The organism is Oryzomonas rubra, assembly GCF_008369015.1.
Taxonomy (GTDB): domain Bacteria; phylum Desulfobacterota; class Desulfuromonadia; order Geobacterales; family Pseudopelobacteraceae; genus Oryzomonas; species Oryzomonas japonica.
This window is the reverse complement of sequence record NZ_SRSD01000004.1, coordinates 275018-301287: the sequence shown is the minus strand read 5'-3', so window position 1 is coordinate 301287 and position 26270 is coordinate 275018. Positions and strand designations below refer to the sequence as shown.

The window sequence follows — 26270 nt, the reverse complement described above, 5'->3', positions numbered from 1 at the left end:
TTTTTGATCCCAGCCCAATGTACTAATTCAAACGTATATTACTGCCACGTCATGACGAAGGCGCGCAAGCGGCCCCCACGTTCGTCCCGGTAATAGACCACCTTGAGATTGTCGGCTATGCGGCCGCGCTGGATCTCGTAGCCATCCTTTTTCTCGGTCGCTTCGAGGACAAAGGCAGGTTTCTTAACCACCTGGTGGAGCACCCCCTTCATGAAAGATTCGGGGACCCCCTGCCCGCCCCGGTCGATCACCTGAATGGCCTTGATAGTCTCCTTTTCCCGGAACACCTTGAACTCGGTAACCTGCCCTTTGTAGCGTTCCCAGCCCGGATTGGCGGCACCAAAGGTCTTGTCCGCGCCGTAGCGGGGGATGAAGTCCGGCAACTTGCTGGGGCGCGCGCCTGCCCGGGCCGGGGCGGACTGCTCCTTGGGGCCGCGGTTCCCGGCGATGTCGGACAGGATGGCCTTGTCGCTCAATTGGGGCGTGGCCCCGCCACCCGCCGTGGGAGGCGCGGCGGCAACCGGGGGGGCGGGCGCAGCGGCCGGCTTCGGTACGGCGGCAACCGGGGGCCGTGCAGGGGCGGCCGTTTGGGGGGCCGGCTTCGCCTGCTGCACCGGCGGTTCGGTGATGATCGCGACCTGTTTCTGCTCCTCCGGCTTGCGGTTCTGGATCACCGTAACGACCACGGCGGCGATCAGGACCGGCGCCAGCCAGAGCAGGAAGGAGGAGCGCTTGGAGAGCTTCTTTTCCGGTTCGATGGTCTCCAGCTGTTCCACATCCCATCCGGAGAACTGTTGCCGCACCGGTTCCACGGGCGGCTCCTGCTCCTGCATGCTCTCCACGGCGCTGTCGAAGGAACTGGTAAACTCCGAGTAGACCGTGACCCGTGAGCGGGGGGCATAGGTGATGCCCTGATCCTCCAGTGACGGTTCGGGGGGGGCGGTCAGTGGTGCGGCGATGGCCAGGATGTCCCGAGTGACCGGCGCAACGGCCGGTTCCTGTTCCGGTTCGGCGGCTGCCGGTTCCGGGGGTGGGGGCGGTTGTGCTGCGGCCGTGGTTGAAACGATGTCCTCCACCGTCAGGGCCGCTTCCAGGCTGTTTTGGCCTTTCCGGGCGGGGGTGGCGATCGTGCTTCGGATAGCGTCCAACAGCGCCTTTTCGTCCAGCGAGGTATCGATATGCCCCTGGTAGAGCTTGATGGTTTCGGGGCTGACCTGGGTGGGGGTGCAGAGCAGCACGAAGCGGCTGCGCTTCCTGCCGAGCTGTTTTTTGAGGTGCATCAGCAGGATGTCGGCGGAAAGCCCGGAGAGATGGGTCTGGACAAAGACCATGGCCGGTTTCCTGGCGATCAGCTCCTCGACCCCTTTTTCAAGGCTGGATGCCGTACGCAGCGTGATGCCCTTGTCGTCCGCGAGCCGGTTGAAGATCTTCCTGAGGCGCGGTACATCGGTTATCAGCAGCAGGTCGGTCACGTAGGTTTCCTCCAATAACGGTAAATAGAATCCATTCTACGGCATGAACTATGCGTAATCAACATGATTGTTGGCCGTAGCGCCGCAAATGTGCCTTGCGCCGGACCGGGGTAATCATGTATCGTAGACCCCGGATGGAAACTAACTCGAAAGGTATGCCGATGCTCGATTCACGGATTCTCGGCGAACTCGCCGCCATAGTCGGGGCTGACAACGTCCTGACCGAAAAACAAGATATGCTCTGCTACTCCTACGATGCCACCCAGATGGAGTTCCTTCCTTCTGCCGTTGTCCACCCGGCGAATGCCCAGGAGGTGTCCGCCGTGCTCAAGCTGGCCAACCGCGAAGGCTTCCCGGTGTTCCCCCGCGGCGCCGGCAGCGGGTTCTCGGGCGGTGCGCTTCCCAAGGCGGGCGGTATCGTGCTGGTCACCACCCGCATGAACCGCATCCTGCGCATCGATACCGAAAACCTGATAGCCGAGGTGGAGCCGGGAGTCGTCACGGAACTGTTTCAGCAGGAGGTGGAAAAGCTGGGCCTGTTCTACCCGCCCGACCCGGCCTCCCTCAAGTTCTCCACCCTGGGGGGGAACGTGGCCGAGAACGCCGGCGGACCCCGGGCCGTGAAGTACGGCTGCACCAAGGATTTCGTCATGGGGCTGGAGGTGGTCCTGCCGAGCGGCGCCATCATCCGCACCGGCGGCGAGACCTACAAGGGGGTGGTCGGGTATGATCTGACCAAGCTCCTGTGCGGCAGTGAAGGGACCCTGGGGATCATCACCCGCATCATCTTCAAGCTGCTCCCTTATCCCGACGCCAAGAAGACGATGCTGACCATCTTCGACTCCATCGATGGGGCGGCCAAGGCGGTTTCGGCCATCATCGGCGGCAAGATCATCCCCACCACCCTGGAGTTCATGGATTACGCCACCCTGCAATGCGTCGAGCGCCGTTTCAACCTGGGCATCCCCCCCGAAGGGCGTGCCGTGCTGCTGATCGAAGTGGACGGGGATCGCGATCTGATCGAGAAACAGGCCGGGCAGATCCACGCGATCATCAAGCCGCTGGGGTTGGTCCAGTTCCGCGCCGCCGAGAACGCCGCCGAGTCGGAGCAGCTCTGGAAGGTACGCCGTCTGGTGTCGCCGTCCCTGCGGGACATCAATCCCGACAAGACCAACGAGGACATCGTCGTGCCCCGCAGCAAGGTCCCGGATGTGATCAGGCGGATCGAGGCCATCCAGCAGAAGTACGACGTGCCCATCGTCAATTTCGGCCATGCCGGGGACGGCAACATCCACGTCAACGTCATGATCGACAAGCAGATTCCCGGCATGCCGGAGCGGGCCGAGGGGGCGGTGAAGGAGATCTTCCAGGCCGCCCTGAATCTGGGGGGGACCATGTCGGGTGAGCACGGCGTGGGGCTTTCCAAGGCACCCTATATCGAGCTGGAGCTGTCACCGGACCAGATCGGGGCCATGAAGGCCGTCAAGCACGCCCTCGATCCGAACAACATCCTGAATCCGGGCAAGATGTTTCCCGGGGGGGAGGGGACGCATGCAGCAGGATAGCGGTAAGGGACGCCAGGAGGTCTCGCTCGTCGGGCGGATCCTGTCGCTGGAGACCATGCTGCTCCTCATGGGGGTGGCATCGCTCGTCTACGGCATCGTCAACGGCGTGGAGACCAGCATCCTCTGGGGGGTCGTCATCATCCCCGGCGTTTTCATCCTGATGAAGGTCCGCAAGAAGGATTGGCAAAAACATTGGCAGGATCTGGAGGCGGAGCAGAAGGCCCACGGCGGTCAGAAAAATCCCCCTTCAGACCCGCCTCGGGAGAAGTGATTGATATGAAACATGGAGCAATCGTTCTGGCCTCTGCCTCGCCGCGCCGCACCGAGCTGATGGCCCTGGCAGGCATCGAATTCACGGTGGTTGCGGCGGATATCTGCGAGGATGCGCTGCCCGGCGAGAAACCGTCCGAGCATGTCATCCGCCTGTCGCGGGAGAAGGCCGACGCCGTGGCGCACAAGACTGCCGGACGGTTTTTCATCGGTGCCGACACCGTGGTGGTCCTGGACGACACCATCATGGGGAAACCCGCCGACGATGCCGATGCCTTCCGCATGCTGACCGCCCTGTCCGGCAGGAACCACGAGGTGATTACCGGCTTTACGGTCTTTGACGCGGTGAGCGGCATCCATCTCAGCCGGAGCGTGCATACCGACGTGACCTTCCGCACCATCAGCGAGAAAGAGATCCGGGACTACATCGCCAGCGGCTGCCCCAGGGACAAGGCCGGGGCCTACGCCATCCAGGGGGGGGCCGTGCATTTCGTCCGCTCCATCAGCGGGTCGTACACCAATGTGGTCGGTCTGCCCATGGCGGAGCTGTACGAGGTGCTGCAGACGGTCGAGGCGCTCCCCTGACGCCCGCCCCGGCAGAACACCATCAAGAACGGGAAAAACCACAATGTCCATTGCAGAACGCCTCAATCAGATACGGTCGCGGATCACGGATGCGGCCGTCAAGGCCGGCCGTGACCCGCAGACGGTGCGCCTGGTGGCGGTCTCCAAGACCCGCCCCCCGGAGGACCTTTTGGCCGCTTACCGGGCCGGGCAGGTCGTCTTCGGCGAGAACTACGTCCAGGAACTGACCGCCAAGACGGCCGCGATAACGGAACCCTTGGAATGGCACTTCATCGGCCATCTCCAGAGCAACAAGGCCAAATACCTAGCCGGGCTGGTGACGCTCATCCACTCGGTCGACCGCCTCTCCCTGGCCGAGGAGATCAGCCGCCAGTGGGGCCGGTTGGGGCGCTCGTGCGACGTGCTGGTGCAGGTGAACATCGCCGGCGAGGCCACGAAGTCGGGAACGACCGAGGCCGGGGCGCTCCACCTGGTGCGTGCCATCGCCCAACTCCCCAACGTTAGGGTGCGGGGCTTGATGACCATGCCCCCCCTCTTCGACGACCCCGAGGGAGCTCGCCCCTATTTCGCGGAGCTGAAGCGGTTGTCGGAACTGATCGCCGCCGCAGCCATTCCGGGGGTGGAGATGGCGGAGCTTTCCATGGGCATGTCCGGCGACTTCGAGGCCGCCATCCAGGAAGGGGCGACCCTGGTGCGGGTCGGCACCGCCATCTTCGGTAAACGCTGATGCCCGCCCCGGCGCCCCGAACCGTCTCGGCGAAATCCCTGCGGATCGTCCTTCTGTCGTTGGCGGCGCTCCTCCTCGCCAGCCTTACCCTTACCCCGCTTTTTTCCTCCTTTGAACTGAAATCCTACGACCTGTTGTCGCGCCTGCTCAACCCTGACCGGGGAGGCTCCGATATCGTCATCGTCCAGGTGGACCAGCCGAGCCTGGACGCCCTGGCCGCCGAGGGGGTCACCTGGCCCTGGCCGCGCCAGGTCTACGCCCCGGTCTTCGAACGGCTCGCCCAGGCCGATGCGGTCTTCGTGGATATCCTGTTCACCGAGCCCTCCTCCTACGGCGAGGAGGACGACCAACTCCTGGCTGCCGCCGTGGCCAGGGCCGGCAACGTCATCCTCCCGGTCTTCGCCACCGCCAACCGGCGGGAAAACGACGCTGCGGGACAGGCGTTCCTCGACCGCATGACCGTCAACGGGGTGCCGGCCCCGGCCCCGGCCCTGCCGTCGGCCATCACCCCCATCGCACCCCTGGCCCGTGGCGCCCACGGCGGCGGCAACGTCATGATCAAGCCGGACCGGGACGGCGTCTACCGCCGCCTGCCGCTCCTGTTCCAGGCCGCCGGCCGCACCCTGCCGCATTTCGTGCTGGGGCATCTTCTGGAACGTCGGGTGGTCTCCGTGCGCGAGGGCCGGCTGGTGCGCGGCACTGCACCGCTCCCCCTGGATGGGGGTGCCCTGCTGCCCCGTTTCCCCCGCGGCCCGCAACCGTACCGGGCCGTATCGATCCAGGAGCTGATCCGGGACGATGGCCGGAGCGCCTATCCGGCCTCATGGTTCAAGGGGAAAAAGGTCTTTCTCGGGCTGACCGCTGCCGGCCTCTATGACTTGAAGCCCACGGCCGTATCGGCGGTAACCTCCGGCGTGCAGGTCCACGCCGCCACCCTGGACGCCCTGCTGCACGGCGCGTTTCTCCAGCGGGTGCCGGACGCCCTCTCCATCGTCTTCATGGCCGCCATCGCGGCGGCGGCCTGCGCCTTCATCCTGACCCACACCTCCATCGCCGCGAACCTGGCATTGCTGGCCGGCCTGCTGCTGGCCTCCCTGGGGGTGCCGGCGCTCCTGTTCAGCCAGGGGTTCTACCTGCCGCTCATCCCTCCCCTGGCCGCCCTGGCGGTTGCCTTTGCCGCCGCCTCCACCTACAGCTATGCCACCGAGGGGCGGGAGCGCCGCTTCGTGCGGCGCGCCTTCTCCCAGTACATGGACGAGACCGTCGTGGCCCACCTGCTGAAGCATCCCGACCTGATCAAGCCGGGTGGGCAACGCCGGCGGGTGACGGTCTTCTTTGCCGATATCGCCGGTTTTACCACTATTGCTGAACAGTTTCCGCCGGAGGAGACGGCCCTCATGCTGCACGATGTGCTGAACGCGGTGAGCGAAGAGGTCATCGGCCACGAGGGGGTGATCGACAAGTATATCGGCGACTGCGTGATGGCCTTCTGGGGGGCGCCCCTGGCCCGGCCGGATGTGGGACGTAACGCCTGCCGCGCGGCCCTGGCCGCCCAGACCGCCCTGGAACGGGTCAACGCCTCATTCAAAAACCGCGGGTTGGGGACGATCTCCCTGCGCATCGGGCTCCATACGGGCGACGCCATCGTGGGCAACCTGGGGAGCGACCGGCTCTTCGACTACACCGTGGTGGGGGATACGGTCAACCTGGCTTCCCGGCTGGAGTCGGCCAACAAATTCTTTGCCACGCGCATCATGCTCAGCGAAGCCACCCTGCGGGAGGCCGGGGATGGCTTCCTGGCGCGGGAACTGGGGCTGATCGCCGTCAAGGGGAAGGAGTTGCCGGTGCGCATCCATGAACTGCTGGCGGAACGGGACGGCGCTCCGGTAGAACTGGCGGCGTGGGTGGCATTGTACGGCCGGGCGGTTGACGCCTTTCACCACCGGGAGTGGCAGGCCGCCGCAGCGCTGTTCGAGGAGGCCCTCTCTCAACGGCCCCAGGACGGCCCGGCCCTCTTTTACCTGGACTGGTGCCGGCGCTGCCTTGAAACTCCCCCATTGACTGATGACTGGAATGTGATACATATGAAAGAGAAATGAGACCATTAGCCCGTTACATACTGCTGATCTGCCTGCTTTGGACCGTGGATGCCGCCGCCGAGACGGTGAGCGTGGTCACCCGGGACAACGCCATCCGTTCCGAGAGTCGTTTCTTCGCCCCGGTCAGGGCCAAGGTGCGTTACGGCGACCGCTTGACCGTTACGGGCCGCAAAGGGGATTGGTACCAGGTGAGTGCCAAGGGGGTGAACGGCTGGGTCCACAAGAGCGCCGTGGAGTCCCGCTCCTACTCGGTATCCGGCCGGGGGCGCTCCGCGGGCGGGGTGTCCGCCGACGAGGTCTCCCTGGCCGGCAAGGGGTTCAATCCCCAGGTCGAGGCGGGGTATCGCAACGCCAACAAAAAGCTGAACTACGGGACGGTGGACGAGATCGAGCGCCTCGCCGTGGGCGAGAAGAGCCTGGAGACGTTCATCCAGCAGGGAGGATTGCTCCAGCCATGATGTTCCCGTCGCCATCGGCCGCCCGCCGTATGATCTGCCTCCTGCTGGCCTGCCTTTCCCTGGCCGGCTGCCGGCTGGAGGATCTCACCCCCCAGCAGATCGGCATGATCGCCTCGTCGGTGCAGACCATCGGCAAGGCGTCGCGCCCCGTCTCCGACGAAGAGGAATACTACATCGGCCGGGCCGTGGCGGCCCAACTCACCGCCACCTATCCCCTCTACCGCAACAAGCGCCTCACTGAGTACCTGAACCTTGTGGGGCAGACGCTGGCGCTCCACACCGAACAACCGACAACCTTCGGCGGCTACCATTTTGCCGTTCTGGACACCCCGGAGATCAACGCCTTCGCCTGTCCCGGCGGCACCGTCCTGATCACCCGTGGGATGGTCGCCTCGGTGAAGAACGAGGATGAACTGGCCGCCGTACTGGCCCACGAATTGGGTCATGTCATCCATCGCGACGGCATTGCGGCCATCCAGTCCTCCCGCTGGAGCCAGGCGCTGCTGATCATCGGCAGCCAGGCGGCCCGGGAGTTCAGTTCCAAGGATACCGCGCAACTGGTCTCCCTGTTCCAGGGCTCCATCGACGATGTGGTCAAGACCCTCGTGGTGAACGGCTACGGCCGGGATCAGGAGAAAAAGGCCGACCTGGCCGCCCTCGGGTATCTTGTCGCCGCCGGCTACGACCCCCAGGGGCTGGTGGGGTATCTGGATCGGCTTCAGGAGGCGGGCAGAGGGTCGAAGGGGGGCATCCTGGCCACCCATCCCGGAACCGACGAGCGCCTCGAAAATGTGCGCGAGGCGGGCGTCCCTTCCGTGGACCGTTCCGGGTTTCCCCGGCGCAGCAAACGTTTTGCGGAAATGGTCCCCTGACGGCCACATGAATACACCACAATAAACAAAGGCCCTTGGGAGTATCCCTCCAGGGCCTTTGTTGTGTACATGAGCCGGCTTTTGTCTTACCGTTCGGGCGCCACCTGCATAAAAGCGCTCAACTCCGGCCGGTCCAGGTCTTCCAGGTATTTGAGCACGAAGCGTTGTGCCGATTCCGCAGCCCGCGGGATATCCCAGGCGCTCATATCCCGGTCGACCACCAGATTGCTGATGCCGCGGATCTCCAGGCAGTCCACGCCCGATCGCAGGCATATCTGGGCCACGGCCGCCCCCTCCATGCTTTCGGCAATGGCGTTGAAGTGCCGCGCCAAGGTCTCGCCGCGCTGACGCGTCCCGCTACAGGTGGAAACGGTCACGAACCGCCCCCGCATCAGGAACACTCCATAATAATCGGCAAGCTGCATGGCCTTTTCGGCGGCGTGCTTGGACAGGGGGATTTCATTGTGATAGGCCCGCTTGCCCTGCATGAAGGATGGTAACTCCATGAAGCGCAGATCCCTCCACCCGCCGGTCGTCAGGACCCCCTCATCCCCCAGAATTTCGTTGCTGGCAACGGCGAGGTGGCCGATGGAAAGCCCGCTCCCGGGATAGGCGCCCGCGCAGCCGGTATTGATCACCAGGTGAGGCCGGCAGCGTTCGATCAGGGTAGCCGTGGCGGCAGCGGCGTTGATCTTGCCGACGCCACCCGCGCAGAGTAGTACGGGGAGCGTACCGATGGTCCCCTCGGCATACTCGAAAGCGGTTGCTGTCTGTCGGACTGCGTTGGTCAGGGCGTGTTCCAGCAGGGCCATTTCCTGCGGCACTGCCGTCATGATGAGAATCGGTTGCATATCTATGGGAGTAGCCTTTCTCTGTTTACTGGTCTATCGCTTTTCAAGCCATTTGCTCAGGACCGTTTCCAGGTCCTGGACCAGCACCGGTTTTGAGAGGTAATCGTTCATGCCCGCTTCGATGCACTTATCCCGTTCGCCGGCCATGGCGTTGGCCGTCAGGGCGATCACCGGCGTTGCATGATCGAGGACGTGGGATGCGGGGTCACGGATGACGGCGGTGGCGTCGTAGCCGTTCATTTCCGGCATCTGGCAGTCCATCAACACCAAGTCGTAGGAGGTGCTTTCCAGGGCCTTGATCGCGTCGCGGCCGTTGGCCACGGCGTCGGCCTCGTAGCCCAGCTTGTTGAGCATCATCCTGATCACCCGCCGGTTGGTCGTATGGTCCTCGGCCAGCAGGATGCGGGCGCGTTGGGGGGCGTCGGCGTCACGGTTGAAGAAGACGGTCCGGTTTTCGCCTTCCTGATTCTTCATTGGCTTCTGCTCCTGTTTCTCGAACGGCAGGACGATGCGGAAGATTGAGCCCGAGCCCACAGCGCTTACCACATTGATGGAGCCGCCCATGAGTTCGGCCAGTTGGTTGCTGATGGCCAGTCCCAGTCCCGTGCCGCTGTATTTGCGCGTGCTTGAGCCGTCGACCTGGACGAAGGGGGTGAAGATGCGGCCCAGGTACTCCTGGGGGATGCCGATGCCGGTATCGGTTACGGCAAGCTGGAGCGTCACCAGCCCCCCCTCCTCCGCCTCGCGGGATACGTGGACCGCCACACCACCCTGCCGGGTGAATTTGATAGCGTTGCCCACGATGTTCCTGATGATCTGGGCCAAGCGGCCCGGATCGCCCTTGAGGTGCAGCGGCACATCCGGTTCCACCTCCCAGTCCAACTGCAGCCTCTTTTCCTCGGCCTGCAGTGACAGTATCTGTATGGTGTCCTTGAGGACGGTCTGGAGATTGAAGTCGCGTTTTTCAAACAGGAGTTTTCCTGCCTCGATGCGGGCGAAGTCGAGAAGTTCATCGATGAGGTCCAGCAGATCCTTGCTGCTTTTGAGGGCGATCCCGGCGTATTCGAGCTGCTCGGGGGTCAGATCCGTATCCATCAGAAGCCCGCTCATGCCGATGATACCGTTCAAGGGCGTGCGGAGTTCGTGGCTCATGTTGGCCAGAAACTGGCTCTTGGCGGCATTGGCCGCATCGGCTGCGTCCTTGGCCGAGATCAGGGCCTGTTCCGTCTCTTTCCGTTCGGTAATGTCCTGAAAAAAACCGATGTAGCGGTCGTGGCCGAGCTTGACGGCCTGGAGGGAGACCCAGAGCAAGCCCCCGTCTTTCCGCACCAGGAGCGACTCCCGGCTGGCAGAACCCACTTCCTTCAGCCGCTCGAAATTTTGCCGTCCCGTTTCCCGGTATTCGGGGGGCAGCACATCCGCGATGGACATGTCGAGCAGTTCGGCTTCGGCATACCCCAGCATCGCGGCCCCGGTGCGGTTTGTTTCGACGTACCGTCCCAAATGGTCGACAACGAATGCGCCGATGGGCGCAAACTCGATATACGAACGGAACTTGGCCTCGCTTTCCCGCAGGGAGTCAATCATTTTTCGCCGTTCGGTAATATCGAACATCTGCCCTCGCAGGATCGGCGGCTGGCCCTCCTCGGCAATCACCGAGACGGCATTGCGCAGCCACAGGGTGCCGCCGCCGGCATCGATCATACGGAATTCGAACTGTCGTGATGCGCCGTCGTACCCCATTCCGCGGCAGATATTCAGCACCCAGCCGCGATCCTCCGGGTGGATGCGGTCATGGCAGAAGTCCGGATCGGACAGCCAGGCCGACACCGGGTAGCCCAGCAGCCGTTCGGCCTGGGCGCTGACAAACGTGAAACGGAGGGTATCCGCGGTCGCCTCCCAGACGATCCCCTCGATCGTATCCACCAGTTTCTGGTAGCGTTCCCGGGAGCGGAGCGCCTCCCGTTCCGCTGTCAGGTGATGTTCCCACAATTCGCGGCCGTAGATATAGCCGAAGACCGGGATGCCGAACATGTGCAGGCCGTGGCGGATCGACCCGAGAACGGTGATGGCGCTTTCGGATGAGATGCCGTATGCCAGGCCCAGGGCGTCATCCAGAAAAAAAACGCCGAAGGCGACCAGGAGCGCCGTTCGGCGCCATCCCGATACACGCCAGAGGAAGACGAGGGCGGCAGCCAGCACCATGGCCCCGGCGAGGTGGAATGTTACGCCATATCCGCTGGCATGGAAGTTCGCCTCTGGAAGGCTGCCGCTGAAGGATGCCCAGCCCCGGAAGGTTGCCAGATAGGCGGCAAGCAGACAGGCCACCCCTCCTTTGAGGTAGCGCCCCGCCAGGCGGGCGTCGAGCAGGCTGTCCAGATAGGCGGAGGCGATCCATACCAGGGAAACACCGGTCAAAAGCTGTTCCACCGGTTTGGTGAACGGCTGCATGAGCGCGTTTGGAATCGTCTTGCTGAAGGAGAGGGACAGGACGGCGAACATGAAGAGTTCCCGCACCAGACCGAGGGTGAAGCCAATCAGCAGCAGCCTGTTGCGCTGTGGGTCGTGGCGGCGCTGGCGCATGGCCGCCCAGATGAGTAGGCCCCAGAACAGGGCAGCCGTGCCGAGGCGAACGAAATGATCGGGTGCAAAGTCCCCGCCGGTAAACTCGACCAGTATTGCCATCAGATAGTCGGACATAAGGTCGCACTTCCTTTTAGGCGTTGCGCCAAGGCCAGGGTCCGGGGCGCAGTATCCCGCGTCGGCCGCTCCAGAAACGCCTTCAGGTCCTCACGTGTGTCGATATCCCGCCACGGCGGCAGGAGGGCGGTCCCGATCCCGCAGAGCCGGGCCCGTTCCAGGCTGGTTTGCAGAACCTCCGAACTGCTCCAGGCAATCTCCTCGAACAGCCGCTTCTGGAAGCACCGCAGGCCGAGCAGATAATAGCCCCCGTCCTCGGCCGGACCGAAAACCGCCTCGGCTTCCCCCTGCTCCAGGATGGCAAACGCCCGGCGGATGTACTCCGGGGGAAGGTCGGGCGCATCGCTGCCGATGATGCAGCATGTTTCGCAACCGCTCGCCAGGGCCTTTTCAAAGGCGTTGGCCATGCGTTCGCCCAGGTCTCCCCCCTGCTGTTCGAACATCACCGCCTGGGGCAGGGCCGGAACAGAGGGAGCAGATCCGTTTTTCAACGCCCAGAAGATCAGTAGACGAGTGTCGTCCAGGGTGGCGGCGGTGGCCAGCACATCGGCCAGCATGGCTGCATACAGGTCCGTTGCGCTCCGATGGCTGCCCAGATCCTGGGCCAGCCGGGTTTTTACCGTGCCGACGAGCGGTTCCCGGGCAAAGATGATTAGTCCTCTGGTCATGCCCGGCGGTCGAGCTCCACGGCAGCATAGGCCGAATGGTTGTGGATCGACTCGAAGTTTTCCGCCTCCACCGAGAACCAGGTGATGTTTTCCACGGCTGCCAGCCGGGAATAGGCCTCCCGGACCATGTCCTCCACAAAACGCGGATTGTCGTAGGCCTGCTCGGTGACGTACTTCTCGTCCTCCCGCTTGAGCAGGGAGTAGAGCGGACTGCTGCCGCATTGCTCGATCAACTCCACCAGATCCTCGATCCAGATGAACTCCCGGTAGCGCACCCGCACGGTCATGACGCTGCGCTGGTTGTGGGCGCCGGCGCGGGAAAGCTCCTTGCTGCACGGGCAGAGCGAGGTGAGCGGGACCTTGACTACCAGCACGAAATCCAGAATATCGGTCATGGACGCCTTGAACTCGCAGCTGTATTCCATCAGGCTTTTGGCGCCCGAGACCGGCGCCTTTTTTTCGATGAAATAGGGAAACTGGATCTCCACGTGGGCACTGGCGGAGCCGAGCCGGGCCTTCACCTCGTCCAGGATCGGTTCGAGCTTGTCCAGGCCGATATGCTCACGGTGGCGGTTGAGGATCTCCACGAAGCGGCTCATGTGGGTCCCCTTGAAGTGGTGGGGCAGGTCCACGTACATGTTGATCCGCGCCACGGTATGCTGGAGCGAATGGTTCTTGTCCATCACCACGATGGGGTAGGAGATGTCCTTGACGCCGACCTTGGCGATGGGTATCCTGCGGTGGTCGGGACGTTTCTGCATGTCCGGCATGGCCGTCTTGTCCGCGGCCGTTTTCGTTGGTTGTTGCACCATGGGATTGTCCTGTGGATCGGTTGGGATCTGTTCAGTATCCAAGGGGGATACCGTATGAATATCAGGGTTTCCGTCACGGTTTTCGGCCGTGTCCAGGGGGTCGCGTTTCGTCACTACACCAGCCGCCGCGCCGCGGAGTTGGGCGTCAACGGCTGGGTCGGGAATCTGCCGGACGGCTCGGTCGCCGGCGTGTTCGAGGGCGATGAGAGTGGGGTGAATGCCCTGGTCGACTGGTGCCGTCAGGGGCCGCCCGCCGCCTGGGTGGAACGGCTCGACCTGCACCGTGAGACCTGCACCGGCGAATTCACGGGGTTCTCCATCAGGTCGTGACGCTCTCCAGCCCGGCCAGTTCCGTGATCACCCGCCAGATCCCCTCGCGCCCGGCTTTCGATAGGGCCGAGAAGGGGAGCAGATCCTCACGCCTGCGGCCGATGGCCGCAGCGATCACTCCCGCCTGGCGGGCCTGCTCGTTCTTCGAGAGTTTGTCGCATTTCGTCAACACGATGATCGGCGGGATACCATAGGTCTCCAGCCAGCGCAGCATGTCCAGATCCCCGTCCGCGGGGATGCGGCGGATATCCAGGATCAGGACCACCGCCCGCAGGTTCTCGCGTTTGGCCAGATACGTCTCGATCATCGGTTGCCACTGTTTGCGCAACTCGGGCGGCGCCTTGGCGTAGCCATAGCCGGGCAGGTCCACCAGGACCAAGCGGCCGTTAACGTCGAAAAAATTGATCAACTGGGTTCTGCCGGGAGTGGAGCTGGTCCGAACCAGGCTTTTGCGGTTGACCAGCACATTGATCAACGACGACTTGCCCACGTTGGAGCGGCCCACAAAGGCCACCTCGGGCAGGGCCGTCTCCGGGTAGTCCTTCGGTTTTACCGCACTCTTGATGAATTCCGCCTGGTGTACATCCATGTCAACACTCTCCTTGGCCACCGTATTATAGTGCGCCGCGTCATGGCTGTTCAAGCGCTTATTTCTCTGGCGCCGACAATTTGGAATTTATTCGCACCAGCGCCCCCCACTTTACGGAATATCCTCGTCGGGGTTTCAGGCGCAACCCCTTGAAACGCCGGCGTTCGGCCGCAGTTCTTCGTGTAACGCCCCTCCCGCGATGCCATCCACACCCTGGAATTAGTCGGTGGCGTTCGACACGTTTTTGTGATATATGAATACCATTCCGTTGGTGTCCTCTTACATGCTCCTGACCAGGTACCGATGACGGCATCCACTGTGGACATAGCGCTGTTTGCGGCAAAGCTGGGGATGATCTTCTTCGTGATCCTTACCTTGGCCGCCTACTTGGTATTCGCCGAACGGAAGGTCCTGGCCTGGATCCAGGATCGCAAGGGACCCAATCGCGTCGGCCCCTTTGGACTTCTCCAACCCCTCGCAGATCTGATCAAGCTCCTCACCAAAGAAGATTTTTGCCCGGTAGCCGCCGACAAATGGCTATTCTACCTTGCCCCGGCCATGGCTGCCATCCCGGCCATTCTGACCTTTGCCGTCATCCCGTTCGGTGCGCCGGTGACCATTGCCGGCCGCCGGGTGCCGATGCTGGTGGCCGATCTGAACGTCGGGCTGCTGTTTTTCCTGGCGCTCTCCTCCATCGCCGTGTACGGCGTTGCCATCGGCGGCTGGGCCTCCAACTCCAAGTACTCCCTGCTGGGGGGCATCCGCGGCCTGGCCCAGTTGATCTCCTACGAACTGTCCATGGGGCTGTCCCTGGTGCCGGTGGTCATGCTGGCCCGTTCCTTCAGCCTGGCGGACATCGTCGCCGCCCAGGCCCCTATCCCGTTCATCGTCTACCAGCCCATGGCCTTTCTCATCTTTCTTATCAGCATCACGGCGGAGTGCAAGCGCATCCCCTTCGATATCCCCGAGGCCGAGGGGGAGTTGGTGGCCGGCTTCCACACCGAATACTCCGGCATGCGCTTCGGCCTGTTCTTTGTGGGGGAATACATCAATATCATCGTGCTGGGCGGGCTGGCGACGACCTTCTTCCTGGGGGGATGGCACGGTCCCTTTCTGGCGCCGGTGATCTGGTTTTCCCTCAAGACCCTGGCCTTTGCCTTCTTCTTCATCTGGATGCGCGGGACCCTGCCCCGTCTGCGCTACGATCAGCTCATGCACCTGGGGTGGAAGGTGCTGACGCCCCTGGCCCTGGCCAATATCCTGGTCACCGGTTGGTGGCTGGCGTTGCGGGGGGACATGATACCTTTATCACGATGAAACTACGGACATCGCCGTCCGGCATATAAATCAACCACGGGAGGAGTCGAACATGGAAAGTGTGAACGCCAAAGACCGTCACGGCCACACCCCTCTGATCAATGCCGCGAAAGAGGGGCAGAAGGACTTTGTTCAAGACCTGCTGCACCGGGGCGCCGACTTGACCGCCAGCAGCGACAAAGGCAAAACGGCCCTCCACTACGCCGCCGCCAACGGCCACACCGAAATCGTCAAGATGCTGGTCGACAAGGGCGCCGACGTTGACGTGCGCGACCATGAGGGGCATACTCCCCTGATGCTGGCCGCCATCTACGGCTGCAACCTGACGGTGCAGGCCCTGCTGGACGGCGGCGCCGATGCGGGACTCAAGACGCCCACTGGCAATACCGCCAGCCGCTATGCGGACAACAACAGTCACCCCCTGGCCTCGGCGCTGCTCAAGAAGGCCGAGCGGGCCAAACACGGTAACGCATAACCAACCCGCAACTCCCGAGCAGAGACGCCCCGCCGGGGCGTCTCCCGTTTAAGAGGTTGTTGAAAAACAGCCATCTCGCCGCCGTCCTCGAAAGCCCTTTTGTGCGGCGTAGCGCTGCTACGCCTCCGCAAGGCTTTCTGCGGGTGCGACGATCTGACTATTTTTGAACAACCTGAGTTGTTCAAAAACCTGTCAAGGGACCTGGATAAAACCATGCCGATATTCTCCGACATAAAGGCCATCCTGGACGGTTTTCGCATCACCCTGGCGCACATGCTGCGCCGGCCGGTAACCATCCAGTATCCCGAGGAAAAACGCACCCCGTACCCGCGTTGCCGGGCGCGGATCGTGCTGACCCGCGACCCGGACGGCGGCGAGCGCTGCGTGGCCTGCTACCTCTGTTCCGCCGCCTGCCCGGTGGACTGCATCTCCATGCAGGCGGCCGAGCGGGAAGACGGCCGCCGTTATGCCGCATGGTTCCGGATCAATTTCTCCCGTTGCATCTTCTGCGGCCTGTGCGCCGAGGCCTGCCCGACCCTGGCCATCCAGATGACGCCCGATTACGAAATCTGCAAGCGGGATATCATGGACCTGGTCTATGAGAAGGAAGACCTGCTGATCGACGGCTGCGGCAAGGACGATTCCTACAACTTCTACCGCCACGCAGGCATAGCCGTGACCCAGCCCCGGGGCGAGGGGGTGGAGGAAAAGCCGCCGGTGGATGCCAGGTCGTTGATGCCGTAACGGCGGAAAACGAATCTGCCACGGAGCCACAGAGACACGGGGAAAGCAAAGCAGAATACAAAGCGAAAAATGGAGCGTTTTTTGTGTGGTATTCCAAAACGTATTTACGTTTTTTGCCGTTGAATTTACTCTGAGTCTTTGTGGCCCCGTGGCAAAATGAATTGAACTATGGAACAGACTATTTTCTACATACTCGCCGGAGTGGCCGTCATCGGCACGATCCTGGCCATTACCGAGAAACACCCGGTGCATGCCATCCTGTACCTGGTCACCTCCCTGTTCTCCATCGCGGTGATCTTTTACCTGCTCATGGCGCCCCTGGTGGCGGCCTTTGAGGTGATTCTCTACGCCGGGGCCATCATGGTCCTGTTCCTGTTCGTGATCATGATGCTCGACCTGGGGCACCCGGAAAAGGGGATAGCGCCCCGGTGGCGCCAGTGGCTGCCGGCCCTGGCCCTGGCCGGGGTAAGCATCGCCTCCCTGGCGGCCGTCATCGTCTCCCGTCATGGTGCCGCAGCCGCAGCCCCGGCCCCGGCCCTGCCGATCCGCGAGGTGGCGCGGCATCTGTTTCAGGATCACGGCTTGGCGGTGGAACTGGTTTCGTTACAGCTTCTGTTTGCTTTAGTGGGGGCCTTGTATTTGGGGCGGCAAGATTCCCCCTCACCCGGCCTTCGGCCACCCTCTCCCCCGGGGAGAGGGGTTGGAGATGAGGGGAATCCGTCATGATCGTCCCGCTGGAACATATCCTTATCCTGGCCGGCCTGCTCTTCTTCCTGGGCATGGGGGGGCTTCTGGCCTGGCGCGCCAACCTGATCATGATGCTGGTCTGCATCGAGGTCATGCTGAACGCCGTCATGCTGGTCTTCGTGGGGGGCTCGGCCCGCTGGGGGAGTGCGGATGGCCAACTGTTCGCCATCTTCATCATGGCCCTCACCTCGGCCGAGGTCTCCTTGGCCCTGGCCATGGTGGTCTACCTGCACCGGCGGCGCAAGACCGTGGATACGGACCTGTTCAGCGAGATGAAAGGGTAAACGAAAGAACCGATGAACCTCTACCTCGCCCTCATACTCCTGCTGCCGCTCCTGGGAGGCCTCTGCAACGCCCTGCTGGGCCGGCTGTTACCGCGCCGCGTGGGCGTGGTTGTTGCCTGCGGGGTGATCTGGGGGGCGTTCGCCTGCGCCGTGCTGGCCTTTGCGGGCTTCACCGGCCCGGTGCGGGTGGAGTTGGGTTCCTGGCTGGCCGCCTTCACTTTCCAGGCCCCCATTGCCCTGTACCTGGACCAACTCTCCCTTAGCCTGACGTTGATGATCACCTTCGTCTGCGGCCTGATCCACCTCTATTCCGTGGGCTACATGCAGGACGACCCGGCCTGGGCCCGTTATTTCGCCCTGCTGAACATCTTCGTTTTCGCCATGCTGACCTTGGTGCTGGCCGAGAATCTGCCGCTCCTCTACCTGGGGTGGGAGGGGGTCGGCTTCTGCTCCTACGCCCTGATCGGCTTCTGGTACACGGAGGAGAAGAACGCCACGGCCGGACGCAAGGCCTTCATCACCACCCGCATCGGCGATACCGCCTTCGGCATCGCCATCGTCTGGATGTACCAGCTCTCCGGCTCCGTCTCCATCACCCACCTGAACTCCATGGGCGCGCTCATCCCCGCCGCCGTCGTGACGACCCTCGGTCTGCTGCTCCTGGCCGGCGCCGCCGGGAAATCGGCCCAGTTGCCCCTGTCGGTCTGGCTGCCGGACGCCATGGCCGGTCCCACGCCGGTGTCGGCCCAGATCCATGCCGCCACCATGGTCACGGCCGGGGTCTACCTGCTGGCGCGCATGTTCCCCCTGATCGGCTCCTCGGAGACGGTGCGGGCCGCCATCGCCCTGACCGGCGGCATCACCGCCTTCTACGCCGCCACCTGCGCCTGTACCCAACGCGACCTGAAACGCATCCTGGCCTACTCCACCATCAGCCAGATCGGCTACATGGTGCTCGGCGTGGGAGCCGGGGCTCTGACCGGCGCCACCTTTCACCTGCTGACCCACGCCTTCTTCAAGGCGCTCCTGTTCCTGGGGGCGGGGTGCGTCATCACCGCCCTGCACCACCAGCAGGACATCTTCCGCATGGGAGGGCTCAGGACGAAGCTGGCTGCGGTCTACTGGCCGTTTCTGGCCGGGGCACTCTGCCTGGCCGGATTCCCCCTGACCGGCGGTTTTTTCAGCAAGGACGCCATCCTGGGCGGGGTGGCCGCCCAGGGGGGCGCCCTGTACGGCGGTCTGCTCCTCCTTGGCCTCTTTACGGCGCTGTTGACCTCCTTCTACACCTTCCGCATGGTCTTCGTGGTCTTTCATGGCGGGGAAGAAAATTCCCTTCCCCTTGGCGGGGGAGGGTCAGGGAGGGGGGGAAGCAACAACTCAGCCCATAATATACTTCACCCACCCCCCAACCCCCTCCCGTCGAGGGAGGGGGGGCATTCCGCCCTCCCGAAGACAATGACCCTTACCCTCATCCCGCTGGCCCTGTTGGGCTTATGCGGCGGCCTGCTCAATCTGCCCGCCTATCTGGGGTATGAGGGGGGGCTGGACGGTTTTCTCGGCTCGATCCCCGGTTTTGGGGGCGTCGAGCAGGCATCCCACGCCGACGAGATCGCCCTGCAGATCGTCGCCGCCACCCTCAGCCTGGCTGGGCTGGGCCTGGCGTGGTCCCGTTATACCGGCAGCCGCCGGGCCGAAGCCCTGGCCCGCGAGGAGGCAGGCCAGCCGGGTGCCCGGTTCCTCCTGAATGGCTGGTATCTGGACAACCTCTACTGGGCGCTGGTCATCAACCCGTTTAACCATCTGGCGCGTTTTCTCTGGAAACGGTGGGACGAGGCGGGCATCGACGGCACCCTGGATGGATTGGCCCGCCTCACCGCCCGCCTGGGCGGCTTGCCCGCCGCCTGGAGCACCGGCCGGGTGGCCACCTCCTTGTTCGGGCTGGCATCGGGAGTGGCCATTATACTGGTTTACCTCGTTTGGGTGACGCTGTCATGATGGCCGATCCGCATCTACTGACCATACTGGTCTTCTTCCCCCTGGCGGGCTGCCTGCTGATGCTGCCGGTCTGGAAGCGCCCTGCGGCCGCGCGCCCCCTGGCCCTGGGGGTGATGACCGGAGAGTTGTTGCTGGCGCTCTGGCTGTACGCCTCGTGGCACGGGCTGGCGGCCTTGAAATCGCCCCTGCCCGGCTACCTGCTGGCGGAGGACGCCCCGTGGATCGGGGCCTTCGGCATCCGCTATACCCTGGGGCTGGACGGCATCTCGCTCCTCATGGTCATGCTGACCGCCTTCAGTTTCTGTGTGGCCCTGGCGGTGTCGTGGCGGGCCGTCGGCGAGAAGGTCGGCCTCTTCCTGGCGCTGCTCCTGGCCATGGAGACCGGCATCATGGGGGTTTTCCTGGCCCTGGACCTGGCCCTGTTCTACCTGTTCTGGGAGGTGATGCTGATCCCCATGTTCTTCCTGATCGGTATCTGGGGGCATGGCCGGCGCATCTATTCCACGGTCAAGTTCTTCCTCTTCACCATGTTCGGTTCGCTCCTCATGCTTCTGGCGATCATCGCCCTGCACCTGCTCCATGCCCAACAGAGCGGCGTGGCCACCTTCGGGCTGCACCAACTGATTGCAACCCGTTTGCCGGCCGGTACCCAACTCTGGCTGTTCGGCGCCTTTTTCCTGGCATTCGCCATCAAGTTCCCGCTCTTTCCCCTGCACACTTGGCTGCCGGACGCCCATACCGACGCCCCAACCGCGGGGAGCGTGATCCTGGCCGGGCTCCTGCTCAAGACCGGCAGCTACGGCCTGCTCCGCTTCGGCTACCCGCTCTTCCCCCAGGCGGCCCAGACCCTGACGCCGTTGTTCTACACCCTGGCCATCACCGGCATCATCTACGCCTCGCTGGTGGCCTTTGCCCAGGAGGACATGAAGCGCCTGATCGCCTATTCCAGCATCGGCCACATGGGGTACGTGGCCATCGGCATCGCTGCCTGGCAACCGGTGGCCCTGTCCGGCTCCATCATCCAGATGGCCAACCACGGCGTGACCACCGGCGCCCTGTTCGCCATGGTGGGCATGCTGGACGAGCGGGCGCACACCCGGGAGATCGGCGCCTTCGGCGGGCTGTGGGGCAAGATTCCGCTCTGGTCGTTCTTCTTCCTGCTCTTCTCCATGGCCTCGGTCGGCCTGCCGGGGCTGAACAACTTCGTGGGCGAGTTTCTGGTATTGTCCGGCACCTTCACCAAGTCCCCCCTGGCGGCGGGGCTGGCCTTCACCGGCATCGTCCTGACCCTGGTGTACACGGTGCGGCTGGTGCAGGAAGTGGTCTTTCAGACGGAACGCAAGCCCTTGCCGCTGGCGGACCTGGATCGCCGGGAGATCTGCCTGCTGGCCCTGCTGGCCCTGCTGGTGGTCTGGATGGGCGTGCACCCGGCGCCGCTCCTGGATCTGATCCACGGGCCGGTGCAGATTCTGGTTGGGGGGGCACCGTGACAAATGCCGACCTGATGGCATTCATGCCTCTGATTATCCTGTCCGGCGGCAGCGTCGTGGTCTTACTGGCGGGGGCGGTACGACCGGGGGGATGGCTGTATGAGTTGGCGCTCGCTTTTGTCGTCGCCGCCCTGGTGTGGACGATTGCCATCCCGGCAACAGCAGCCATGCCGGGCCTTGCCGTCACCCCCTTCTCCCGATTCTTCGCCGTCTTCCTCGACGGCACCGGTCTGGTTGCCCTGCTGCTGGCCTCCGGCTACAATAAACGGCGCGGCATCGTGGGGGAGGAGTACCCGGCTACCCTGCTCTTCGCCCTGACCGGCATGGGGGCGGCCTGTGCCGCCAGCGATTTGCTGATGCTCTTCCTCGGCCTGGAAGCCTTTACCTTTGCCTTTTACATCCTGGTGGCCGTTGAACGGGATTCGGTCCGGGGAGGCGAGGCGGGGCTGAAATACCTGCTCAACGGCACCCTGTCTGCGGCCATCCTGGCCATGGGGATCGCGCTGGTCTATTGCAGCCGCGGTACGCTCAAACTGGCCGAACTGGCCCTGCAAGCGGCCCCGCCCGAGCCGTTGTTCCTGGCTGGGGTCTGCATGGTCCTCGTGGGACTGGCCTTCAAACTTTCCTGGGTTCCGGCCCATCTCTGGACCCCGGACGTGTACCAGGGGGCGCCGGCGCCGGTGACTGCGCTCCTCTCCACCGCCTCCAAGGGGGCCTCGGTGGCTGCCCTACTTCTCGTGCTGCCTCTGGCGGCCGTATGGTGCGGCGGTCACGACATCCTCTGGGGCCTGGCGCTCGCCACCCTGGTCTGCGGCAACCTGGCGGCCCTGGTGCAGAGCAGCATCAAGCGGCTTTTGGCCTGGTCATCCGTGGCCCAGATGGGGTATGTGGCCCTGGCCTTTGTGGCCCTGCCGGCCGGTGGGGCACGGGCCGCGCTCTTCTACATCGTGGCCTATGCTGCGGCCGGGCTGGCCTCCTTCGGGGCGGTAGCGGTCCTGTCGGATGGTACGGACCGGGATGCCATCGAACAGTACCGCGGCCTGGGCTACCGTAATCCCCTGGCCGGTGCGGCCCTGGCGGTGGCGCTGTTCTCCCTGGCTGGGATACCCCCGGCTGCCGGTTTCATGGCCAAGTTCGCGGTCTTCAGCGCCGCGCTACGGGCCGGTGAAACCGCCCTGGCCGTGGTCGGCGTTCTTTCGGCCCTGGTGGCGGTCTTCTTCTACTTGCGGGTAGTTGTTGCGCTCTACATGCGGCCTGCCGACGGGAGGGAAGCGGCGGTGCGCTCCCTCTCCATCTCCGAGGGCATCGCCCTGGCCATCCCCACCGCCGCCATCCTTTTCCTTGGGCTCTATCCTTCCCCGCTGCTGGATGTGGTGGCCCATCTTCTGAGATTGCCGTGAGGAGGTGGTCCTGATGTCTGGACGAATTGCACCAATACTCTGCCTGGCCTTTGCCCTGGCCGCGTGCAGCACCGTTCCCATCACCGGGCGCTCGCAGCTCAACCTGATCCCCGGCTCGTCCATGATCTCCATGAGCTTGCAGCAGTACGACCAGTTCCTGAAGGAGCACAAGGTCAGCACCAACATGGAGCAGACCCGGGTGGTCAAGCGGGTGGGGGCGCGGGTCCAGGATGCGGTTGAACGCTACTTTGCCGCCAGCGGCCTGAGCGGGCATCTGGCCAACTACAAGTGGGAGTTCAATCTGGTGGAAGACAAGCAGGTCAATGCCTGGTGCATGCCGGGCGGGAAGGTGGTCGTCTATACCGGTATCCTGCCGGTCGCCCAGGGGGAAGCGGGTCTGGCCGTGGTGATGGGGCATGAGATCGCCCATGCCATCGCAGAGCACGGCAACGAGCGCATGAGTCAGGGGCTGATCACGCAAATGGGCGGGGTGGCGCTCTCCACGGCGCTTGCCACAAAGTCGGCCGCCACGCAGCAGCTCTGGATGTCGGTGTACGGCGTCGGGGCCCAATACGGGGCCATCCTCCCCTACAGCAGATTGCAGGAGAGCGAGGCCGACCACCTGGGGTTGATCTTCATGGCCATGGCCGGTTACGATCCCCACGAGGCGGTTGTCTTCTGGCAACGCATGGCCGCACAGAAAGGGGGGCAGGCGCCCCCGGAGTTCCTCAGCACCCATCCGTCCGATGCCACCCGGATCACGGAGATAGAACGCCTGATACCGGAGGCCATGTCATACTACCGGAAATGAGCATGAGAAAAGGCCGCCCTGGGATCGGGCGGCCTTTTTGGCGTCAGCTGTGGGAGACTTTCAGTAAAAGAGCATCCAGGCATCCAGAAAGAAGAACAGCCACCCCAGGTTGCACGCCATGGCGATGTACCAGAGGTAGTGGCGCTTGGTCAGGCTGGCCAGGGACGAGAGCATGATGGCTATCTGGAGGAAGATGAGGGCGTAGGCGAAGTCGCCTCCCATCTCCTGGGCCTTGAGCTTTGTCTTGGCGATCCCTTCCGCCTTATCCTTGATCTCTTTTTTATCCCCATCGTAGCGCTTGATCTCCTCGCCGTATTTGGCGAGGGTCTTCTCATAGTCGGCGGCCACTTCGGGCGGCAGCCCCTTCTGGGCATGGTACTGCAACTCCAGCGCCTTCCTGTTCATCTCAAAATTATGCTGCTTGATGCTCTTGGCTTGATAAAAGGCCCACTGATCGCTCTCCTGCCCCTGGGCCATGATGGCGCGGGACGAGAACTTCCCCATATAGAGGGTGGTCAGGGCGGCCAGGACCGCCACGATGGCCATGGAGAGGGCCAGCCCGCCCTGCCATTTTTCCTTTTCTTCCGACATGTGGATTCCTCCGGCACAATGAAAATTTGAGAAGGCAAGATAAGCATCCCCGTGCGTTTTGTAAAGGGGGCAGTATCAGATAAAGAGCGGCGCCGCGGAGGCCGGGATGATGCCCGCCTTCTCGGCCCGTTCCAGCAGGCAGTGAATGGCCCTGACCCCCTCGTCCCCCAGATCGTTCGAGAAGTCGTTGACATACAGGCCGATGTGGGCCGAGCAGACCTCTGCGTTCATCTCCTGGGCGTGCTCACGGATATAATGGGCCGCAGAGGCGGGGTTGGCCCGGGAGTAGGCCACCCCGTCCCGCAGGGCGCCCTCGATGGCGGCGATGGTGTCTGCCCCCAGGGAACGCTTGGCGACGATCCCCCCCAGGGGGATCGGCAGGCCGCTCTCCCGCTCCCACCACTCCCCCAGGTCGAGCATCTTGTGCAGGCCGAAGCCCTGGTAGGTAAAGCGGGATTCGTGGATGATCACGCCGGCATCCACGTTGCCGTTCAGGACGGCATCCATGATCTCGTTGAAGGGCATGACCAGGAAATTTTTCAGGGTGGGATCGAACATGCGCAGCAAGAGCAGCGCCGTGGTAAAGCGTCCTGGGATCGCGATGGTCTTGTCGCGCAGATCGTTGGGATCGATGGGATCCTTTGCCACCAAGAGCGGCCCGCAGCCCCGTCCCAAGGCGCTGCCGGAGCGGAGCAGGGCGTATTCGTCGCGGATATGCCCCAAGGCATGGTAGGAAACCTTGGTGACGTCCAGCTCACCCTTGAGGGCCAACTGGTTGAGGGTCTCCACATCCTCCAGCCGCTCCCGGTAGGATATGCCGCGGGTGTCCACCAGATCGTGGACGAGGGGGTAGAACATGAAGGTATCGTTGGGACAGGGGGAAAAACCTAGGGTGAGTGGATTACTCATGGCAACTCCGTTCTATAACTCGGGATCGGGTCCGTCTGCCGCGTCGCGCCCTGTGCGCCCGGCATCCGAACCCTCTGCGACGTCGTTTGGTTTGTGCGGGGGCACACGGAACTCCACCCGTTTGCCCGGATCGCATTCTCTGGCGGTTAAACCAGCATCTTCCCGTCATCGATAATGACCCGCTCACTCCCGTCGGCCATGATGGCCGTCACGGTCGGGTGGTAGAAGACGTAATCCTCATGGAACGGGGCGCTGACCCGGCCGCCGAAGCCGGAGTTGTCGCCCAGGGCGATGTGGATGGTGCCGAGGATCTTCTCTGCCTCCAGCACATTGTCCGGCCGGCTGGCCTTGTCGTTGGTACCGATGCCCAGTTCGGCGATGTTCCGGCAGTTGGCGTCTTCGGCGAATTTTGCCTCAAGTTTGGCGCGATGCTGGTCCGCTCCCTCGATCCGCGCCACGGTGCCGTTCTCCACGAAGAGACGCAGCGGCTCGTCCAGCTTGCGGGTCGGCGCCCACTCGATCACCATGATGCCGTGACTTTTGCCCTCCAGCGGCGCAAGATACCCCTCGCCGGCCGGGAGGTTGCCGAAGCAGCCGGGCGCGGTCAGCAGGCCGTCGTCTCCTCCTGCGTGGCGCCCCTGTTTGCAGATCATCATGTCGGTGCCGTTGGGGCAGGTGACCCGTATCCACTCCGCCCGGTTGACCGCCGCCACCAGCCGGGCGGTGCGGTCTGCCAGGGCCTGCCAGTCCACGGTCATGGAGCTGTGGAACATGTCCGGGTCGAAGTGGGGCAGGCTGGCGAAGCGCGTGCCGGTGGCGCAGGCCAGGGCGCGGTAGCGGGTATGGCTGGTGGAGTTGTTGGACAGGGCGATGATGACGTCGGCCACGGCGTGCCGGTGGGCCAGGATGATCTCCCGGGCGGTGGCGATCTCGTCGGGTGCGGCCTGCTTCGCCAGGAGTTTTGCCAAGAGCCCCGTCTGTTCCAGTTCGCCGATGGCGTCTGCGCCGAAGGTCGCCAGCCAGAGCTCCCGGGGCGGCTCGGCTCCCGAGGCAGGGGTGGCGGGGAACTCCACGAAGCCGCCGCTGCCATACGTCCTCGCGGCGAATGCCGCCGCCATGCGGGCGGTGGCATTCAGGCGTACGCGCCGGTCCCGGTCGCTTGCGGAGACCGTTTCGTCGGCCCGGATCGTGTCGCTGAACACCAGGACCCGTTCATTGGCACGGATGCCCATGTTGGTTTCAAAGAGTGAACGAAATGCTCCGTCGAGAGGGGTCATGACCGTATCCTTCCATTGCGTGGGGTGCTCCTGTCACCTCTCTATAGCACAGAATGGCGCAAAGGTGAAACCGCTTGAAAGGCAACGGTATGCAAAGATTTTTTTTCCCTTGATTTCTGGAACATTATTGTGCTACTCATGCATACTGTATACACTTTGCTTATGCAAAATTTAACAATAATTGCAAGAGTTTAACCCCTTGATTCCCGGGGGCCGGTTTTCGGAGGTTCGA

26 protein-coding genes are annotated in these 26270 nt (G+C 63.5%); 17 read left to right on the top strand and 9 right to left on the bottom strand.

What is annotated here, in order from left to right:
* Positions 1-38: 38 nt before the first annotated feature.
* On the bottom strand, positions 39-1472 hold the full coding sequence (locus ET418_RS08640; protein ID WP_149307190.1) for a hypothetical protein: 1434 nt from the start codon (positions 1470-1472) through the stop codon (positions 39-41).
* Positions 1473-1633: 161 nt separating this feature from the next.
* On the opposite strand from ET418_RS08640, the gene ET418_RS08635 reads away from it, so the two are divergent.
* From ET418_RS08635 to ET418_RS08605, 7 genes are read left to right on the top strand one after another with little or no spacing between them, the layout of a single operon-like run.
* Positions 1634-3037, top strand: a complete 1404-nt coding sequence (locus ET418_RS08635; protein WP_149307189.1) for an FAD-binding oxidoreductase — start codon at positions 1634-1636, stop codon at positions 3035-3037.
* Positions 3024-3308 (top strand): hypothetical protein, encoded by a 285-nt coding sequence (locus ET418_RS08630; RefSeq protein ID WP_149307188.1) that lies wholly within the window; start codon positions 3024-3026, stop codon positions 3306-3308. Before ET418_RS08635 ends, ET418_RS08630 begins: the two co-directional genes overlap by 14 nt.
* Positions 3309-3313: 5 nt before the next feature.
* On the top strand, positions 3314-3892 hold the full coding sequence (locus ET418_RS08625; protein ID WP_149307187.1) for a Maf family nucleotide pyrophosphatase: 579 nt from the start codon (positions 3314-3316) through the stop codon (positions 3890-3892).
* 43 nt (positions 3893-3935) lie between these two features.
* Entirely contained in the window at positions 3936-4619 is a 684-nt protein-coding gene (locus ET418_RS08620) for a YggS family pyridoxal phosphate-dependent enzyme (RefSeq protein ID WP_149307186.1), read from the top strand.
* Positions 4619-6718 (top strand): CHASE2 domain-containing protein, encoded by a 2100-nt coding sequence (locus tag ET418_RS08615; protein WP_149307185.1) that lies wholly within the window; start codon positions 4619-4621, stop codon positions 6716-6718. Before ET418_RS08620 ends, ET418_RS08615 begins: the two co-directional genes overlap by 1 nt.
* Complete coding sequence (locus tag ET418_RS08610; protein ID WP_149307184.1) at positions 6715-7176, top strand: SH3 domain-containing protein; 462 nt, start codon at positions 6715-6717, stop codon at positions 7174-7176. Before ET418_RS08615 ends, ET418_RS08610 begins: the two co-directional genes overlap by 4 nt.
* Entirely contained in the window at positions 7173-8048 is an 876-nt protein-coding gene (locus ET418_RS08605) for a M48 family metalloprotease (RefSeq protein WP_246152996.1), read from the top strand. The genes ET418_RS08610 and ET418_RS08605 overlap by 4 nt, the downstream gene beginning before the upstream one ends.
* An 86-nt stretch (positions 8049-8134) precedes the next feature.
* Here the strand turns inward: ET418_RS08605 and mqnB are convergent, their stop codons facing one another.
* The 4 genes from mqnB to folE2 are packed head-to-tail and all read right to left on the bottom strand — an operon-like array spanning position 8135 to position 13037.
* The gene (gene mqnB, locus ET418_RS08600; RefSeq protein ID WP_149307183.1) at positions 8135-8899 is read right to left on the bottom strand and encodes a futalosine hydrolase; all 765 of its coding nucleotides are present in this window, start codon (positions 8897-8899) and stop codon (positions 8135-8137) included.
* A gap of 33 nt (positions 8900-8932) precedes the next feature.
* Positions 8933-11599: a PAS domain-containing hybrid sensor histidine kinase/response regulator gene (locus tag ET418_RS08595; RefSeq protein ID WP_149307182.1), complete on the bottom strand. Its 2667-nt coding sequence runs from the start codon at positions 11597-11599 to the stop codon at positions 8933-8935.
* On the bottom strand, positions 11584-12267 hold the full coding sequence (locus ET418_RS08590; RefSeq protein WP_149307181.1) for a TIGR04282 family arsenosugar biosynthesis glycosyltransferase: 684 nt from the start codon (positions 12265-12267) through the stop codon (positions 11584-11586). Before ET418_RS08590 ends, ET418_RS08595 begins: the two co-directional genes overlap by 16 nt.
* Positions 12264-13037: a GTP cyclohydrolase FolE2 gene (gene folE2, locus ET418_RS08585; protein WP_149307267.1), complete on the bottom strand. Its 774-nt coding sequence runs from the start codon at positions 13035-13037 to the stop codon at positions 12264-12266. Before folE2 ends, ET418_RS08590 begins: the two co-directional genes overlap by 4 nt.
* Before the next feature lie 96 nt (positions 13038-13133).
* Between folE2 and ET418_RS08580 the strand changes: the two genes are divergently transcribed.
* Positions 13134-13409: an acylphosphatase gene (locus tag ET418_RS08580; RefSeq protein ID WP_149307180.1), complete on the top strand. Its 276-nt coding sequence runs from the start codon at positions 13134-13136 to the stop codon at positions 13407-13409.
* On the opposite strand, the gene yihA is transcribed toward ET418_RS08580, so the two are convergent.
* Positions 13399-13998 (bottom strand): ribosome biogenesis GTP-binding protein YihA/YsxC, encoded by a 600-nt coding sequence (yihA, locus tag ET418_RS08575; RefSeq protein ID WP_149307179.1) that lies wholly within the window; start codon positions 13996-13998, stop codon positions 13399-13401. The genes ET418_RS08580 and yihA overlap by 11 nt on opposite strands.
* Positions 13999-14301: 303 nt before the next feature.
* Between yihA and nuoH the strand changes: the two genes are divergently transcribed.
* The 9 genes from nuoH (at position 14302) to ET418_RS08530 (ending at position 23261) form a co-directional block, all read left to right on the top strand.
* Positions 14302-15315, top strand: a complete 1014-nt coding sequence (gene nuoH / locus ET418_RS08570) for an NADH-quinone oxidoreductase subunit NuoH (RefSeq protein ID WP_149307178.1) — start codon at positions 14302-14304, stop codon at positions 15313-15315.
* A gap of 52 nt (positions 15316-15367) precedes the next feature.
* On the top strand, positions 15368-15790 hold the full coding sequence (locus tag ET418_RS08565) for an ankyrin repeat domain-containing protein (protein ID WP_149307177.1): 423 nt from the start codon (positions 15368-15370) through the stop codon (positions 15788-15790).
* Positions 15791-16003: 213 nt separating this feature from the next.
* On the top strand, positions 16004-16534 hold the full coding sequence (gene nuoI / locus ET418_RS08560; protein ID WP_149307176.1) for an NADH-quinone oxidoreductase subunit NuoI: 531 nt from the start codon (positions 16004-16006) through the stop codon (positions 16532-16534).
* Positions 16535-16702: 168 nt separating this feature from the next.
* Positions 16703-17260: an NADH-quinone oxidoreductase subunit J family protein gene (locus tag ET418_RS08555; RefSeq protein ID WP_149307175.1), complete on the top strand. Its 558-nt coding sequence runs from the start codon at positions 16703-16705 to the stop codon at positions 17258-17260.
* Positions 17257-17565: an NADH-quinone oxidoreductase subunit NuoK gene (nuoK, locus tag ET418_RS08550; protein ID WP_149307174.1), complete on the top strand. Its 309-nt coding sequence runs from the start codon at positions 17257-17259 to the stop codon at positions 17563-17565. Before ET418_RS08555 ends, nuoK begins: the two co-directional genes overlap by 4 nt.
* Positions 17566-17577: 12 nt before the next feature.
* Positions 17578-19560, top strand: a complete 1983-nt coding sequence (nuoL, locus tag ET418_RS08545; RefSeq protein ID WP_149307173.1) for an NADH-quinone oxidoreductase subunit L — start codon at positions 17578-17580, stop codon at positions 19558-19560.
* The gene (locus ET418_RS08540; RefSeq protein ID WP_149307266.1) at positions 19560-21050 is read left to right on the top strand and encodes a complex I subunit 4 family protein; all 1491 of its coding nucleotides are present in this window, start codon (positions 19560-19562) and stop codon (positions 21048-21050) included. The genes nuoL and ET418_RS08540 overlap by 1 nt, the downstream gene beginning before the upstream one ends.
* A complete protein-coding gene (locus tag ET418_RS08535) occupies positions 21047-22450 on the top strand; it encodes an NADH-quinone oxidoreductase subunit N (RefSeq protein ID WP_149307172.1) in 1404 nt (467 codons plus the stop codon). Before ET418_RS08540 ends, ET418_RS08535 begins: the two co-directional genes overlap by 4 nt.
* Before the next feature lie 13 nt (positions 22451-22463).
* Positions 22464-23261 (top strand): M48 family metallopeptidase, encoded by a 798-nt coding sequence (locus ET418_RS08530; RefSeq protein WP_149307171.1) that lies wholly within the window; start codon positions 22464-22466, stop codon positions 23259-23261.
* A 60-nt stretch (positions 23262-23321) separates the two neighbouring features.
* On the opposite strand, the gene ET418_RS08525 is transcribed toward ET418_RS08530, so the two are convergent.
* The 3 genes from ET418_RS08525 to ET418_RS08515 all read right to left on the bottom strand — a co-directional run bounded on the left by ET418_RS08525 (position 23322) and on the right by ET418_RS08515 (position 26038).
* A complete protein-coding gene (locus ET418_RS08525) occupies positions 23322-23852 on the bottom strand; it encodes a DUF4337 domain-containing protein (protein ID WP_149307170.1) in 531 nt (176 codons plus the stop codon).
* Positions 23853-23927: 75 nt separating this feature from the next.
* The gene (locus ET418_RS08520; protein WP_149307169.1) at positions 23928-24761 is read right to left on the bottom strand and encodes a 1,4-dihydroxy-6-naphtoate synthase; all 834 of its coding nucleotides are present in this window, start codon (positions 24759-24761) and stop codon (positions 23928-23930) included.
* Between the two features lie 146 nt (positions 24762-24907).
* The gene (locus tag ET418_RS08515; RefSeq protein ID WP_149307168.1) at positions 24908-26038 is read right to left on the bottom strand and encodes an aminopeptidase; all 1131 of its coding nucleotides are present in this window, start codon (positions 26036-26038) and stop codon (positions 24908-24910) included.
* Positions 26039-26270 lie beyond the last annotated feature (232 nt).